This window comes from Pseudomonas sp. UW4, from assembly GCF_000316175.1.
In the GTDB taxonomy this organism is placed as follows: domain Bacteria; phylum Pseudomonadota; class Gammaproteobacteria; order Pseudomonadales; family Pseudomonadaceae; genus Aquipseudomonas; species Aquipseudomonas laurylsulfatiphila.
This window is the reverse complement of the sequence record NC_019670.1, coordinates 3,402,860-3,417,704: the sequence shown is the minus strand read 5'-3', so window position 1 is coordinate 3,417,704 and position 14,845 is coordinate 3,402,860. Positions and strand designations below refer to the sequence as shown.

General features: G+C 62.9%; 14 protein-coding genes. 4 read left to right on the top strand and 10 right to left on the bottom strand.

Annotated features, from left to right (window positions below; translation table 11 throughout):
* Positions 1-30: 30 nt before the first annotated feature.
* Complete coding sequence (gene aguA / locus PPUTUW4_RS14790; protein WP_015095400.1) at positions 31-1,140, top strand: agmatine deiminase; 1,110 nt, start codon at positions 31-33, stop codon at positions 1,138-1,140.
* Positions 1,141-1,142: 2 nt separating this feature from the next.
* Positions 1,143-2,240 carry an extracellular solute-binding protein gene (locus tag PPUTUW4_RS14785; RefSeq protein WP_015095399.1) on the top strand — a complete coding sequence of 366 codons (1,098 nt, stop codon included), beginning with the start codon at positions 1,143-1,145 and terminating at the stop codon, positions 2,238-2,240.
* 131 nt (positions 2,241-2,371) lie between these two features.
* On the opposite strand, the gene PPUTUW4_RS14780 is transcribed toward PPUTUW4_RS14785, so the two are convergent.
* The 5 genes from PPUTUW4_RS14780 to PPUTUW4_RS14760 form a co-directional block, all read right to left on the bottom strand.
* Complete coding sequence (locus PPUTUW4_RS14780; RefSeq protein WP_015095398.1) at positions 2,372-2,989, bottom strand: DNA-3-methyladenine glycosylase; 618 nt, start codon at positions 2,987-2,989, stop codon at positions 2,372-2,374.
* Between the two features lie 4 nt (positions 2,990-2,993).
* On the bottom strand, positions 2,994-3,806 hold the full coding sequence (locus PPUTUW4_RS14775) for an isocitrate lyase/phosphoenolpyruvate mutase family protein (protein WP_015095397.1): 813 nt from the start codon (positions 3,804-3,806) through the stop codon (positions 2,994-2,996).
* 35 nt (positions 3,807-3,841) lie between these two features.
* Positions 3,842-4,924 (bottom strand): bifunctional transcriptional activator/DNA repair protein Ada, encoded by a 1,083-nt coding sequence (locus tag PPUTUW4_RS14770; protein WP_015095396.1) that lies wholly within the window; start codon positions 4,922-4,924, stop codon positions 3,842-3,844.
* A 184-nt stretch (positions 4,925-5,108) separates the two neighbouring features.
* Positions 5,109-5,729, bottom strand: a complete 621-nt coding sequence (locus PPUTUW4_RS14765; RefSeq protein ID WP_015095395.1) for a LysE family translocator — start codon at positions 5,727-5,729, stop codon at positions 5,109-5,111.
* Between the two features lie 91 nt (positions 5,730-5,820).
* Positions 5,821-6,717, bottom strand: a complete 897-nt coding sequence (locus PPUTUW4_RS14760) for a DMT family transporter (protein ID WP_015095394.1) — start codon at positions 6,715-6,717, stop codon at positions 5,821-5,823.
* Positions 6,718-6,806: 89 nt separating this feature from the next.
* On the opposite strand from PPUTUW4_RS14760, the gene PPUTUW4_RS14755 reads away from it, so the two are divergent.
* Positions 6,807-8,138, top strand: coding sequence for a PLP-dependent aminotransferase family protein (locus PPUTUW4_RS14755; protein ID WP_015095393.1), 1,332 nt, complete (start codon positions 6,807-6,809; stop codon positions 8,136-8,138).
* A gap of 86 nt (positions 8,139-8,224) precedes the next feature.
* A complete protein-coding gene (locus tag PPUTUW4_RS14750) occupies positions 8,225-8,812 on the top strand; it encodes a LysE family translocator (protein WP_015095392.1) in 588 nt (195 codons plus the stop codon).
* A 230-nt stretch (positions 8,813-9,042) separates the two neighbouring features.
* Here PPUTUW4_RS14750 and PPUTUW4_RS14745 read toward each other — a convergent pair whose 3' ends face one another.
* The 5 genes from PPUTUW4_RS14745 to PPUTUW4_RS14725 all read right to left on the bottom strand — a co-directional run bounded on the left by PPUTUW4_RS14745 (position 9,043) and on the right by PPUTUW4_RS14725 (position 14,610).
* Positions 9,043-9,876, bottom strand: a complete 834-nt coding sequence (locus PPUTUW4_RS14745; RefSeq protein ID WP_015095391.1) for an AraC family transcriptional regulator — start codon at positions 9,874-9,876, stop codon at positions 9,043-9,045.
* A gap of 33 nt (positions 9,877-9,909) precedes the next feature.
* Positions 9,910-10,413: a VOC family protein gene (locus PPUTUW4_RS14740; protein WP_015095390.1), complete on the bottom strand. Its 504-nt coding sequence runs from the start codon at positions 10,411-10,413 to the stop codon at positions 9,910-9,912.
* A gap of 103 nt (positions 10,414-10,516) precedes the next feature.
* Positions 10,517-13,006, bottom strand: coding sequence for a TonB-dependent siderophore receptor (locus PPUTUW4_RS14735; protein WP_015095389.1), 2,490 nt, complete (start codon positions 13,004-13,006; stop codon positions 10,517-10,519).
* Between the two features lie 99 nt (positions 13,007-13,105).
* A complete protein-coding gene (locus tag PPUTUW4_RS14730) occupies positions 13,106-14,089 on the bottom strand; it encodes a FecR domain-containing protein (protein ID WP_015095388.1) in 984 nt (327 codons plus the stop codon).
* On the bottom strand, positions 14,086-14,610 hold the full coding sequence (locus tag PPUTUW4_RS14725) for a sigma-70 family RNA polymerase sigma factor (protein WP_041474885.1): 525 nt from the start codon (positions 14,608-14,610) through the stop codon (positions 14,086-14,088). Before PPUTUW4_RS14725 ends, PPUTUW4_RS14730 begins: the two co-directional genes overlap by 4 nt.
* Positions 14,611-14,845 lie beyond the last annotated feature (235 nt).

Genomic DNA, 14,845 nt, shown 5'->3' with positions numbered 1-14,845 from the left:
CATTCCAATCCCTGATGAAGAGGTTTGACCATGGCCCGTTTGCTCGACACCACTCCCAAACAGGACGGTTTCCGTCTGCCCGGCGAATTCGAAGCCAAGTCCGGTTGCTGGCTCGGCTGGCCGGAGCGCACCGACGTCTGGCGCAACGGCGCCAAGCCTGCGCAGAAAGTCTGGGTGCAGATCGTCACCGCCATTTCCATGAGCGAACCGGTCACCGTGTGTGCCTCGGCGGCACAGTTCGCCACCGCGCGCCGCCAGTTGCCGCCGCAGGTGCGTGTGGTGGAAATGACCTGCAACGACACTTGGTTCCGCGACAGCGGCCCGTGCTTTGTGGTCAATGACCAGAGCGGCGAAGTGCGCGGCGTCGACTTCGAATTCAATGCCTACGGCGGACTCGACGGCGGCCTGTACTACCCGTGGGACAAGGACGACCAGATCGCGAGCAAGATCCTCGAAATCGAACGCTTCGACCGCTATCGCGCCCCCTTGATTGCCGAACTGGGCGGCATCCAGAGCGACGGCCAGGGCAGCATCCTCACCACCGAGCAATGCCTGCTCAATCGCAACCGCAACCAGCATCTGGGCAAGGACGAAGTCACCCGTCGCCTGACCGACTACCTCGGCGCCGAGCAGGTGATCTGGCTGCCGCGGGGCTGCAAGTTCGACGAAACCGATGGCCACGTCGACGACCTCGCCTGCTTCGTGCGCCCCGGTGAAGTGGTGCTGCAATGGACCGACAACCGCGACGACCCGCAGTGGGAAATCTATCAGGAAGCCTATGACATCCTGCGCAGCACCCGCGACAGTCGCGGCCGCGAGCTGATCGTGCACAAGCTGCCGCAGCCGGAAGTGCTGCAATGGACGGCCGAAGAAGCCGAAGGGCTGGACCAGCAGGACAGCACCCATACCCGCCAGGCCGGGACCAAGATCTGCGCGTCGTACATCAACTACTACGCCGGCAACAGCGCCATCGTGGTGCCGCTGTTTGGTGATCGCAACGATAAGGTGGCGCTGGCGACCCTGGCCGAGCTGTTCCCGAAACACAGCATCGTCGGCATCGAAAACTCCCGGGAAATCCTCCTCGGCGGCGGTAACGTCGCGTGCATCACCATGCCGCAGTACGCTGGCAAAGGAGTGTGACCATGGGCCTGCACAAACTGACTCAAGCAATACTGCTGGTGCTTGCACCCCTGTGTGTGCAGGCCGCCGACACCGCCAAGCCGGTGGTCAACCTGTATATCTGGGGCGAGTACCTGGCCCCGGACACCCTGAAAAACTTCGAGGAAAAAACCGGCATTCATGTGGTGGTCGACCACTTCGACTCCCTGGAAACCGTCGAGACCAAGCTGCTCACCGGCCACAGTGGCTACGACCTGGTATTGACGGCGGGGCAGCACCTGTCGCGCGCCATCGAGAGTGGCGCGGTGCAGACGGTCGACAAGCAGCAACTGCCGCATTTCGCCGGTGTCGGCGAGGAGTTCCGCCAGCACATGGCGGTGTTCGATCCGGGCAACCGCTATGCCGGGATCTACGCCTGGGGCACCACGGGCGTGGGTTATCAGGAACAGGCCGTGAAACAGCGCCTGGCCGACGCGCCGACCGACAGTTGGGCGATGCTGTTCGACCCGGCCGTGGTCTCCAAATTCGCCGATTGCGGGGTCAGCCTGCTCAACGATCCCAATGAAGTGTTTGCGGCGGTCATGAAGTACATGGGGCTGGACATCAATCGCCAGAACCTCGACGACCTGAAACTCGCCGAGCAGCAACTGGCGAAGATTCGGCCGTACATTCGCTACTTCGACAACGACCTGAACATCAGCGACCTGGCCAACGGCAACACCTGCGTGGCGATGTCGTGGAACGGCAACGTGGGCATCGCGGCGGGCCAGGCCGAGGCAGCGGGCAAACCCTATTCGCTCAAGTACCGGATTCCGAAGGAGGGCACGTTGATCTGGTTTGATGCCATGGTCATTCCCAGGGATGCGCCGCATCCGAAGGCCGCTCTTGCCTTGATGGACTACCTGATGACCCCGCAAGTGATCGCGCCGATCACCGACACCATCCATTACGCCAATGCGATCACGGCGGCCAATGGCTTGATCGACCCGGCGATCCGCAATGATCCGGGGACGTATCCACCGGCCGCGGTCAAGGCTTTGCTGTACAGCAAGAATGACAATGGCAAGGCATTCAACCGGGCGTTGATCCGGGCGTTCAGCCGGTTGAAGTCGGGGTTGTGACAGGCTCTGGTTGTGTGTTGTTGGTAAGGATGCCTTCGCGAGCAGGCTCGCTCCCACATTTAACCGAGTTCTGACATGGGAATGCGGTCGAATGTGGGAGCGAGCCTGCTCGCGAAGAACGATAACGCGGTCTACCGCCCGGGCACCCGCCACAAATACCAGGCCGCCACCGTCCGGTAAGGGCTCCACGCCAACCCGATCTCGATCATCTGCTTGCGCGTCGGCTGCACCTCCAGGCCCTTGAGCCGGCGATAACCCTCTCGCACGCCAAAGTCATCGGCCGGCAGGATGTCCGGGCGTTCCAGGCTGTAGATCAGCAGCATCTCCACGGTCCAGCGCCCGACGCCGCGCAACGTGATCAACCGCTCGATCAGCGCTTCATCGTCCATGGCCAGCGCCGTGGCGTAATCCGGCACCACGCCGTCCAGCGATGCCTGGGCGATACCCTGGATGGTCGCGATCTTGCTCGCGGAGAATCCGCAACTGCGCAATCTGTCGAAATCCGTGGCGACGATCTGTTCAGGCCGGGGAAAGGAGCCCGAACCGAACAGCGCCAGCAGCCGCCCGACAATCGCATCGCCGGCCTTGGCGTGCAGTTGCTGATAGGCAATCGCCCGCACCAGCGACTCATAGGGATCACGCGCCGCATGCGGCTGGTGCAGGCAGGGGCCGATGGCGTCGATGTGGCGACGCCAGTCGTCATCGATGGCGGCCAGGAACTCACTGGCAGCCCGATAGCCGTCGGCCATGGGCTCAGGCTTTCCCGGACGGTTTCAACAGGGCGTTGATTTCGCCATAGGTGAAAGCCTTCAGGTTGTGGCTATCGAACTTGCCGGTTTGCAGAAAGCTCTGGGCAATGCCGGCCATGGCACCGTAGAGGAATTCGGCGATGCCGGAACCGGCGCTCAGACGGCGTACGCCGAGCGCTTCAAGCGCTTCGGGCGACGGCAGGCCCGGGAACCCCAGCACATTCAATGGCAGCGAGGTGCCGTGGCACAGCGCCTTGATCTCGTACTCGGCGGTAACGCCCGCCGCAAACAGGCCATTGGCACCGGCCGCTTGATACAGCGCGGCGCGCCTGAGGGTTTCGGCGACGCGATCTTCGGCAGGCACCAGGCCGCGCAGGTAGACATCGGTGCGCGCATTGATAAACAGGTTCACGTTACGTCGATCGGCCACCTGGCGCGCGATTTCAATCTTGCGTACCAGCAACTCGGGCGGCGAGGAACCGTCCTCGATATTGATCCCGACCGCGCCGGCGGCGATCACCGCGTCAACCACCTGTGCCACCCGTTGCAGGTCATCGGAGTAACCGGCCTCGATGTCCACGGTCAGCGGCACCGAAATGACCCGGGCAATCGACTCGACGGTCAAGACCAGGCGCTCAAGGGGCAGGGTATTGCCGTCCGGATAGCCATGCACCCAGGCCACCGCGGCGCTGCTGGTGGCCACCGCCTTGTTGCCCAGTTGCTCCACCAGCCGCGCCCCGGCGGCATCGGCGACGTTGGTGAGGATCAGCAAACCTTCGTGATGCAGTTGGTGCAGTTGATGGTCGAGCCTGTCCATCGAGTGTCCTTCCTTACGAAAAGCCTGTGGGGGAATCAGAGCGTCAACTGCTCCGTGAGTTGCACCGCAGCGTTTTCCAGCCTGAGCAGAAACGCCTTGCGCGGCTGGCCTCCAGCGTAGCCGGTCAGCGAGCCGTCGGCGCCGATCACGCGGTGGCAGGGCACGACAATCGATAAGCGGTTATGCCCGTTGGCCAGGCCCACCGCCCGGCTGGCACCAGGCTTGCCCAACGTCGCCGCAAGGGTGCCGTAGGTGGTGGTCTGGCCGTAGGGGATCTTCGCCAGTTCAGCCCAGACGCGACGGGAGAACTCGCTGCCGGGCATGTGCAGAGCCACGCTGAACTCAGTCAGCGTCCCGGCGAAGTACGCTGACAATTGCGCTTCGATCTGCTGCAAATGCGTGTTGTGCCCCGGGGCCACGGCATAACCGAAACGGTTTTGCAGCGTTTGGATCGAAGAGGTCAATGAGGTCTGATCGAGAAACTCCAGCAACACCAGCCCGCGCCGTTCGGCCATGGCGATCATCGGCCCCAGCGGCGTGGTCAGGCGGGTGAACAGCAGCGGCTCGCTGTTGGCCGCGCGGCCCGGGGTGATGTGAAACGACTTTTGAAAGGCATCGCGAAACCCGCTCAGGGACTCGTAGCCGGAATCGAAGGCGACGTCGTCGATGGAGTCGCCTTGTTTGATCCCGCCCAACGCCATGCCCAGGCGCCGGGCGCGTAGCCACGCGTGGAAGGTCATGCCGAAATGCTGCTTGAACCAGCGGCGCAGTTTCAGCGGCTCGATGCCTGCGGCCAGTAGCTGGGCGTCGGTCCAGCGCTGTTCCGGGTCGGCATCTACCGATGTGAACAGGCTCTGCACCCAGTCCGGCGCGCTGGCGGCGGTGTCCAGTGGCTTGCAGCGCAGGCAGGCGCGGTAGCCCGCCGCCAGGCATTGCTCGGCGTTGGCAAAGAACTCGACATTCGCAGGCTTCGGGCTGCGGGCGGTGCAGCCGGGGCGGCAGAAGATGCCTGTGGTCTTGACCGCCGTGAAGAACACGCCCTCGTAGGAGGTGTCTCGTTCGAGCATGGCGCGAACCATCTCGGTGCGGGGCGGGAGCAGCGTTTTTTGTAGGTTCATGGGCGCAGCATAGAGGGCGTCATGGGTGGCCTCCACCGGAAAATCGACAGCGAATTCCGGACGGGAAATTGATCTCACCCTGTGGGAGCGAGCTTGCTCGCGAAGGCGTAGTGTCAGTCACCTCAATGTCGAATGACACGACGCCTTCGCGAGCAAGCCCGCTCCCACATTAAAAGCAAAGCCTTCAGGCGCGGCGCGCCATCAGGAGTACCGAAGCCGCCGCCGACAGCAACCCGGCGCAGCAGCGGTTGAACAGGCGCTTGCCGGACGGCCGGGCGAACCAGCGGCGCATGTGCAGGCCCATGTAGGCATAGGCGCCGATGGCGATCCATTCCAGCACCAGGAACAACGCGCCCAATACGACGAATTGCGGCGCAATGGCCTGGGTCGAGTCGACGAATTGCGGCAGGAACGCGGTGAAGATCAGGATCGCCTTGGGGTTGCCGGCCGCCACCAGGAACTCTTGCCGGGCCAGTGCCAAGGTGCCTGCTGGCGCGCTGGCGACCAGGTTCTCGACACCGGGATCGGCGCGCCACAATTGCCAGGCGAGGTAGAACAGATACGCCGCACCCAGGATCTTGATAGCGTAGAACAACAGCTCGGAGGTTTGCAGCACCACCGCCAACCCCGCCGAGGCCAGGGCGATCATCCCGGCGAACGCCAGCAACCGGCCGATGCCGGCCACGCACGCGGTGCGGTAGCCATAGCGGGTCGAATTGCTGACCGACAGCAGGTTGTTGGGCCCGGGTGCCATGTTGAGGGCGAAGCAGGCCGGCAGAAACAGGGTGAGGGTGGCGAGGTCCATGGTCGGCTCCTGTAGCAAGAGCGCTATTTTTATCACAGCCCGGCGGTGGTCAGACCCATACAGTGATGGGCGTAAACCACCGTATCAGGGCTCATTTGGCGAATTTTTTCGCCCCGGCGACGCACAGGATCACCGCGACGGTCACACCCAGCATGCCGAGGCTGACCTGTTCATGCAGCAGGGTCGCCGCCAGGGTCAGCCCGAAAAACGGCTGCAGCAACTGCAATTGTCCAACGGCGGCGATGCCCCCTTGGGCCAGGCCGCGATACCAGAACACGAAACCGATCAGCATGCTGAACAGCGCGACGTAAGCCAGGCTGAACCAGGCAGGCGTGCTGATGCCGCTGAACGAAGCCGGCATGCGCATCCAGCTGAGCAGCGCCACGACCGGCAGCGACAGCACCAGCGCCCAGGAAATCACCTGCCAGCCACCGAGGGTGCGCGACAGCTTCGCGCCTTCGGCATAACCCAGGCCACAGGCAAGGATCGCCAGCAGCATCAGGATGTCGCCCTGCGGGGAGGCGCTCAGCCCCTGGGACAGGGCAAAGCCGACCACCAACAGGCTGCCCAGCACCGAGAAAATCCAGAACGCCGCCCGTGGTCGCTCGCCGCCGCGCAGCACGCCAAACACCGCCGTCGCCAGGGGCAACAGGCCGACAAAGACGATGGAGTGCGCGGACGTCACGTATTGCAGCGCCAGGGCCGTCAGTAGGGGGAAACCGATCACCACGCCAAGGGCGACTATGATCAGCGGGACCAGTTGCTGGCGCGCCGGGCGTTTTTCCTTGAATAACCCCAGCAGGCACAGCGCCAGGATTGCCGCGATGGTCGCCCGCGCGACCGTCAGGAACAACGGATCGAACTCCAGCACCGCCACCCTGGTCGCCGGCAGCGAGCCGCTGAAGATCACCACGCCGATCAGTCCGTTGATCCAGCCGCTGGTGTTGTTTTCCAGCGTCCGGTGTTGCAGGTTCGAAGTCCGTTCCATTTGGCTCACGCTCATTGTCTGATTGCACGAAAGCCATCGTATGAGCGAGTATCGATACAATCAAAAAATTGTCATGGATACATCTCGACATGCCTCGATCCCGCTACAAAACGCTGGTGGATGCCTTTGCCGCCGACATCCGTTCCGGGTGTTTGCCGCCGGGCACGCGCCTGCCGACGCACCGGCAACTGGCAACCGAACACGGTCTGGCGCTGGTCACCGCCAGCCGGGTCTATGCCGAACTGGAGGGCATGGGCCTGGTCAGTGGCGAAACCGGTCGCGGGACCTTTGTCAGGGAGACCTCGCTGCCGCCGGGGCAGGGCATTTCGCAGCACGTGGTGGCGGCGGGGATGATTGACCTCAATTTCAACTACCCGTCATTGCCCGGTCAGGCCGATCTGCTGCGCCATGCCTTGCGTCAACTGGCGTTGTCCGGTGACCTGGAGGCGCTCCTGCGTTACCAGCCCCACGCCGGGCGCTTGCATGAGCGGGCCTCGGTCGCGCGTCATCTGGCCGAGCGCGGGCTGAACGTGCCGGCCGAGCAGGTGCTGATCGTCAGCGGTGCCCAGCATGGCCTGGCGGTGACGCTGATGACGCTGCTCAAGCCCGGCGATGTCATCGCCGCTGATGCGCTGACCTATCCCGGTTTCAAGACGCTGGCCGAAACCCTGCATCTGGAAGTCTTGCCCATTCCGGTCACGGATACCGGGCCTGATCTGCCGGCCCTGGCAAAACTCTGCCGCAGCCGATCGGTGCGCGCTGTTTATTCGATGCCGACCTTGCATAACCCGCTGGGCTGGGTGATGGACGCCGATCAGCGCGAGCAACTGGTGGCGATAGCGCGCCAGCACGACCTGACGATCATCGAGGACGCCGCCTACGCGTTCCTGGCCGAAAACGTACCGCCACCGCTGGCCGAGCTGGCGCCGGAGAGAACGGTGTACGTGTCCGGTCTGTCGAAGAATATCGCCACCGGCTTGCGCGTCGGCTTTATCGCCGCACCGGCGCAATGGATCGCCGCCTTCGAACGCACCATCATGGCAACCACCTGGAACACCCCCGGCGTGATGACCGCCATCGCCACGGCCTGGCTCGACGATGGCACCGTCCTCCAGCTGGAAGCGCAAAAACGTGCGGACGCCCGGGCCAGGCAAGCCTTGGCCCGCGAGACGTTGGCGGGGCTCAGGTCCATCAGTCACCCGAATTCCTACTTCATCTGGTTGCCGTTGGCGGAGGACGCCCGGGCCGACCAGATCGCCATGGCGCTGATGCGCGAGCAAGTGTCGGTGTCGCCGGCCGAACCCTTTGCGACTTCAACCCATGTGCCCCACGCGATACGCCTGGCGTTGGGCTCGGTGGACATGGACTCGCTGCGCATTGCCCTGGGCAAAGTGAAAAGCGTCGTCGGTTATTACTCATAGCGCTGCAGGGCAGTTTTGTTCAATACGCGAGCCGCTCGGCTCTTTACCTTGGGGGCCTTGTTCAACTCGATGGAAGAAGGTGTGCAATGAGTCTGATGATGTCCATGGCGGCGTTTGCGCTGGTCGCGTCCATCACCCCGGGGCCGGTCAATATCGTGGCGTTGAGTGCCGGCGCGCGGTTTGGCTTCCGGGCCAGCCAGCGTCACGTGGCCGGAGCCACGCTGGGGTTTGTCCTGTTGTTGGTGCTGATGGGGATGGGCCTGCATGAATTGTTGCAACAGTGGCCGGCATTGACCCAGGGGGTGCAATGGGCCGGCGTAGCCTTTCTGTTGTACATGGCCTTCAAGCTGGCGGCCGACAATGGGCAGGTGCAAGCCAGTGAATCGGCGCAGGCCCCGTCGATGCTGTATGGCGCCATCATGCAATGGCTCAACCCCAAGGCCTGGCTGGCCTGCGTGGCCGGCATGGGCGCGTTTGTCGCCGATGGCGAGGCTCGCCTGGTCTGGCAGTTTGCCGCGATTTATCTGGTGATCTGCTATGCGTCGGTGGGGTGCTGGGCGTATGCCGGGACGTTTTTGCGCGGATTTCTGAACAATCCCGCGGGGATGCGGTTGTTCAATCGGGTGATGGCGGCGTTGTTGGTGGTGAGTGCGGTGTATCTGGTGTTGCCGTAGCTGCAATCAACACAGAATTTGTGGTGAGTGAGTTTGTTGTGGCAAAGGGGTTTGTTGTGGCGAGGGGGCTTGTCGGAATGCCACACCACCCCGTTCGGCGGCGAAGCCGTCGTAAAGCAGCATGCAGCCTATGTCTGAAGGAACGCCGGGGGCCGCTTCGCAGCCCAACGGGGGCAAGCCCCCTCGCCACAGATTTAACCCAACCACAGATCTAGGTAAAACCTCGGGTATCACCCCCGATACTGCCCCGGTGTCGCCGCCAGATGCTGTTTGAACGCCCGTTGAAAATGCGCCTGATCGGCAAACCCCGCTTCCAGTGCCACGTCCGCGATCAGCTTGCCGTTGCGCAGTTGATCCTGGGCGAACTGGATGCGCCGGTTCACCAGGAACGCGTGGGGCGTCATGCCGTAATGCTGTTTGAAGGCGCGGATCAGATAGGACGGCGACAGTTGCGCGGCCTCGCAAATGTCTTCGAGCCTGAGGGTTTGCGTGCAGTGGTCGCGGATGTAATCGGCGGCACGCTCGAGCTTGAAATTGGGTTCGCGCAGCGGTTGATCGACCGGGTTGAGTCGTAGCTGAACGTCAGTGAAAAACTCCACGGCCACGCTGTGCTTGCGCAGGACATCCTGCTGCGGGTCGACCAGCACTTCATACAAGTCGACGAGGCCGGCAAACAGGTTGGCATCGCGCGTATGGGTCGCTGAAAAACGGCGAAACGCCGCGTCATCGCTGAACCCGAGCTGGCGCTGCAAATCCGTCAGCCACGGCGTATCGACGTACAGCATCAGGTACGACCAGGGTTGGTCTTCGATCGGGTTGCAGGCGTGGACGTCGCCGGGGTTCATCAGCACTACCGTGCCGGCGCTGACCTCGAAGGCTGACTGCTCATGGAGATAGGTGCTGCGCCCGGCGGTGATCGCTCCGATGGAAAAGTGTTGGTGGGCGTGCCGGGTGTAGCAGACCTCGCGCCCGTCGGCGATGGCGCGGGCCTCGATGAAGGGCAGGGCATCATCGCGCCAGAAGCGCGGGGCCTTGTCGGCGTTCTTGGCAACGGCGTGCTTCATGCTTTCTCCTCGGCAGGTCAGTGCCGGAGTGTATTAGCTCTCGCCGTCAAAGGCTCGTTGCAGTGTGGCGATATCGAGTTTTTTCATTTGCATCATCGCCTGCATGGCCCGTTGGGATTTTTTCGTGTCGGGGTCTTTGAGCATGTCCATCATCGCGACGGGGACGATCTGCCACGACAGCCCGAACTTGTCTTTCAGCCAGCCACATTGCTGGGCCTCGGGTGCTCCGCCGGCCGACAGGTTGCCCCAGTAATGGTCGACTTCTTCCTGGTTCAGGCAATTGACCTGAAACGAAACCGCCTCAGTGAACGTGAATAAGGGGCCGCCGTTGAGGCCGGTGAAACTCTGGCCGTCGAGCTCGAAGCTGACGGTCATGACCGAGCCTTCGGGCCGGCCGTGGAACTCGAAACCGGCGCGGCCGTAATGGGTGATGGCGGTGATTTTCGAATGGTCGAAGATCGAGCAATAGAACTTCGCCGCTGCTTCGGCCTGATCGGCGAACCACAGGCAGGGCGTGAGTTTTTGTACGCGTTGCATGGCGGGCACTCCTCGGCAGGTTATGCATGCAGGAATACAGCGTAGCCAGCCTGAGTGGGGTCGGCAGTACCGTAGATCGCCAAACAGCCGTTTCAGGACGCGATCAGAACGCCCACCGGGTGGTCAGTTGCACGGTGCGCGGTTCGCCATAAAACCCGGTGCCGAAGTTGCCCAGCCCGGTGTAGTAGGTTTTGTCGAACAGGTTCTTCACGTTCAGCGTAGTGCTCAGGTGCTCGTTGAAGCGATAGCGCGCCATCGCGTCCACCAGGGTGTAGCCCGGTTGGGTGATTGTCGTGTATTGACCGAAGTTCACCGTATCGGCGGGGTCGGGACGGAACACCTTGCCGAAGAATTCGCTTTGCCAGTTCAGGCCGGCGCCGATGGTGAGCCCGTCCCACGTGCCTGGCAGGCGGTAGGTGCTGAAGACCCGCACCAGCTGTTCCGGTGCCGTGGTTTGCAGCACCGAACCGTAGACGTAATCACCCTGGGCATCGCGGGTGTGGTTGTAGGTGTAGCCGGCCGACAGGTTCCAGCCGTCACGCAACTCGCCGGCCAGTTCGAACTCGAAGCCTTGGGTGGTGGCGCCCTGGACGGCGCGGTACACCGACTCGGTATCGATGCCACTGACATGTTCGGCTATGTTGTCCTGTTCGATGCGGTACAGGGCGAAGCTGGCGTTCAGGCGCCCGCCAAAGTATTCGGCCTTGATGCCCGCTTCAAGACTTTTGCCCTGTACCGGATCGAGCAGTTGCCGGTTGGCGTCCTTGCTCATTTGCGGCTGATAGATGCTGGTGTAGCTGGTGTACACCGACCAGGTGTCGTCGAGATCATAGACAAGCCCGGCGTAAGGCGTGACGACACCGCTCTGGCGATAGCTGTCGCGAAGGTCGGCGCTGTGCGGGTCACTGTAGTCCAGGTCGTCGTGTCCGCTGAAGTTGCTGACACGTGCGCCGAGGATCAGCGCCAGGTCGTCGAGGGGTTTGAGCCGGGCGGCCAGGTAGGCGCCGGTCTGGCGCTGGACGATGTCGTCGGTGCCCACCCGGGGGATCTCGGGTTTGGCAAACTCGCCGCGCCAATCGAAGATACTGCCGTCCACCGGCGGATACACCGAGCCGTACACCGGGATGTCCTGGCGCGTGTTCATCGACATGAACCCGGCGATCAGTTCGTGCTCGCGACCTGCCAGGGTGAACGGTCCGCTCAGGTTGACGTCGACGTTGTCCTGCACCTGGTCGCCCTTGAATTTGCCCATGTACATGAACATGCCGTCACCGCTGACCGGGTCCGGGTTGCCGCCACTGGCGGAGGCGAGGAAGGTATCGTGCTGGCGGTGCTTGCGGTCGTAGCTGACCTTGAGTGTCCAGTCATTGGCCAGTTGTTGCTGCACGTTGGCGAACAGCGTCTGGTTGGTGAAATCGCGACGGCTCCAGTCGGTGGCCGGGTTGAAGGAACGGGAGAAATCGGTGCGCGAGCCGTCGCTGTAGTACATCGGGAAACCGGTCCAGCTGGCGCCTCGGGAGCGGGTGTCTTGCTGGTCGATACCGAGGGTGACGAGGGTGTCCGGGGTCAAGTCGGCCTCGACAATGCCGTAGGCGATGTCCCTGGCGTTGCGGTAGTGATCGACGTAGGCGCTGCGGTCCTGATAGACCCCGACCAGACGCCCGCGGACATTGGCGCTGGCGCTCAGCGGGCCGGAAAGATCGCCTTCGCTGCGATAGGTGTCCCAGGAGCCGACGGTGCCGCTGACCGAGGCTTTGAATGCCGGGGTCGGGCGCTTGCGAATCAGGTTGACGGTCGCCGAGGGATCACCCGCCCCGGTCATCAGGCCGGTCGCGCCCTTGATGATTTCGACGCGGTCATAGGGGGCCATGTCGGTGCTGGTGGTGCCGTAGTCGTAGACACCGTCGTAGTCGGTATTGACGCCGTCGTACTGGAAGTTGGTGATTGGCAGGCCACGGCTGGAAAACTCCCAGCGCTCGCTGTCGTAGTTTTGCACGCTGATACCGGGCGCGCGGCGCAGGGCGTCGACGATGCTGGTGGCGCCCTGGTCGTCCATGAGTTGGCGGGTGATGACCGTGACCGATTGCGGCGTCTCGCGCAGAGACAGCGGCAGGCCGGTCGCTGAAGACGTCGAGCCGGCGGTGTAGGAATGGGAGTCTTCGCTGATCGTCCCGAGTGCCTGCCCGGAAATGTTGGTCGCCCCCAGTTCCAGCGCATCTTGTGCCACGGTGGCGCCGTGCAACACATAACCGCCGTTCCCCTGGCGTTGCGCTTGCAGGCCGCTGCCTTGCAGCAGTTGTTGCAGCGCTTGTTGCTGGCTGTAGACACCGTTCAGCCCAGGGCTGCGTTTGCCGGCAGCGAGTTCATTGTGTCCGGCGAGAAAGATCCCGGCCTGTTCGGCAAAGCGGTTGAGAACGCTCACCAGCGATCCGCCGGCGATTGCGTAATGGCGTGTCTGGCTGCCGGGTTGTTCGCTATCGACCAGAGGGGTGGCTTGACTGCGCGACACGTCCAGGCCCGGCAAGACCACCGCCAGCGCCAGCACCAGCGGATGCAAGGCGAAGCGCTGGCGAGTAAGGGTGGCGCGCGGCATGGAGTTCCCGGAAGTCGGATCAATCTGCATTCGTAGTGCTTGAAGGATTAACCGAGCGAAAAAGGCAAAAGGGAACCGACGCACCGGAAAAAACGCTCATCAGGTTTTCGGGCCTACGTTGACCCACCACTCCAGCGGCTTCTGCACCCGTACCGGCAATGCCGCTTCCAGCAGGCGCAAAGCCTGATCGGTGTCCTTGAGCGGGAACGCACCCATGACCGGCAGCCCGGCCACCGCCGGGTCACATCCCAGATGCCCTGGACGATAGCGACTCAGTTCTTCGAGCAACTGCCCCAGCGGCAGGTTGTCCGCCAGTAACAGGCCGCGGCGCCAGGCTTCGCGGCCGGCCGACGCAGCGGTCGGTGTCGGTGTGTGGTCTTGTGTAAAGCACAGCTGCTGTCCGGCCTTGACCACCTGCATCTGACCCTGGGTGGTGCGGACTTCAACTGCGCCTTCGTAGACATTCAACAGTGTTTGCCGGTCTTCCTGACGCACGCTGAAACGCGTACCCAGCGCGCGCAGGCGGCCCTCGACGGTTTGCACCAGCAGCGGGCGGCTGGTGTCGCTGGCGGTGTCGATCAACACCTCTCCGGCCTGCAACAGCAGTAAACGTTGTGCGATGTCGAAGCGTACATTCAGCGCACTGAGGGCGTTGAGCCAGATCTGGCTGCCATCGCTGAGCCGGGCTTCCCGGGTTTCGCCGGTGCCGGTGGAGAGGTCCGCGGTCCATCGGGTCAGGGTCAGCGGCAGGGCGCTTTGCCGCCATGCGCTCCAGCCGAGCCAACTGCCCGACACCAGCACCAGCAGGCTTTTGACCGTCTGGCGGCGGCTGATGGAAGCGCGGCCGCTGTTGAGTAACACGTGGCCGGCCGCTTGTTGATGAGTGTCCTGCAGCGCGGCAAAGCGCTGGCTCACACGCTCGACATAGTGCCACGCGGCCTGATGCTCGCCGCTTTGCGCCAACCAGGCTTGCCAATGCTCGCGTTCCTGTTCGCTGGCGTGGTGATCGTTGAGTTGCACGTACCAGCTTGCCGCCTGTTCGAGGCTGGCGTGGCTGATGGCGTTGGTGGCGGCGCGGGTCATTGAATCAGCAGGCCGTCGAGTTCGGCTTCGAGCATTGCGCAATGCATCAGCGCCTGGGCCAGGTACTTTTTCACCATGCGCTCGCTCACGCCGATTTCTTCGGCAATGTTTCGGTAGGGCAGCCCATGCACCTGCGCCAGAACGAACGCATCACGCACCCGCTGGGGCAAGCGCTGCAGCATGGCATCCACTTCGTACAGGGTTTCGACGATGATCGCCCGCTGCTCCGGCGAAGGCTGGACGGCCTGGGGCTGCGCGGCCAGGGTCTCGAGCCAGGCCTGTTCCAGCTGGCGACGACGCCAGTGGTCAATGCACAGGCCTCGGGCGATGGTCGCCAGATAAGAGCGTTCGTGGGTTTCCCCGTCAAACACCTGCGGACGCTTGAGCACCCGAATGAAGGTGTCATGGGCCAGGTCGGCGGCATCGAACGCATTGTTCAAGCGTCGGCGCAGCAACTCGTGCAACCAGTGGTGGTGGCTGGCGTAGAGGTTCTGGACGCAGGAGGAGTCGGCAACCGTCATCGTGAGCACATGTCCATGGGCGATCCGCACGCCTATGCAAATAAGAATTGATCGCGATTAAAACAAAAGGCCTATGACTGTGCAAATGATATTGGTTTGCTTTTATCAGGTTCGGCCCGGGCTCGAATGAGCTTGCAGTCGTTATGACTCTTGTGTGTGTCATAAGGACTATTTTTTGCATGAGTCATATTGACTGCGACTTTCTGAGGTCATTGATTTACCGGGAGATATCTCA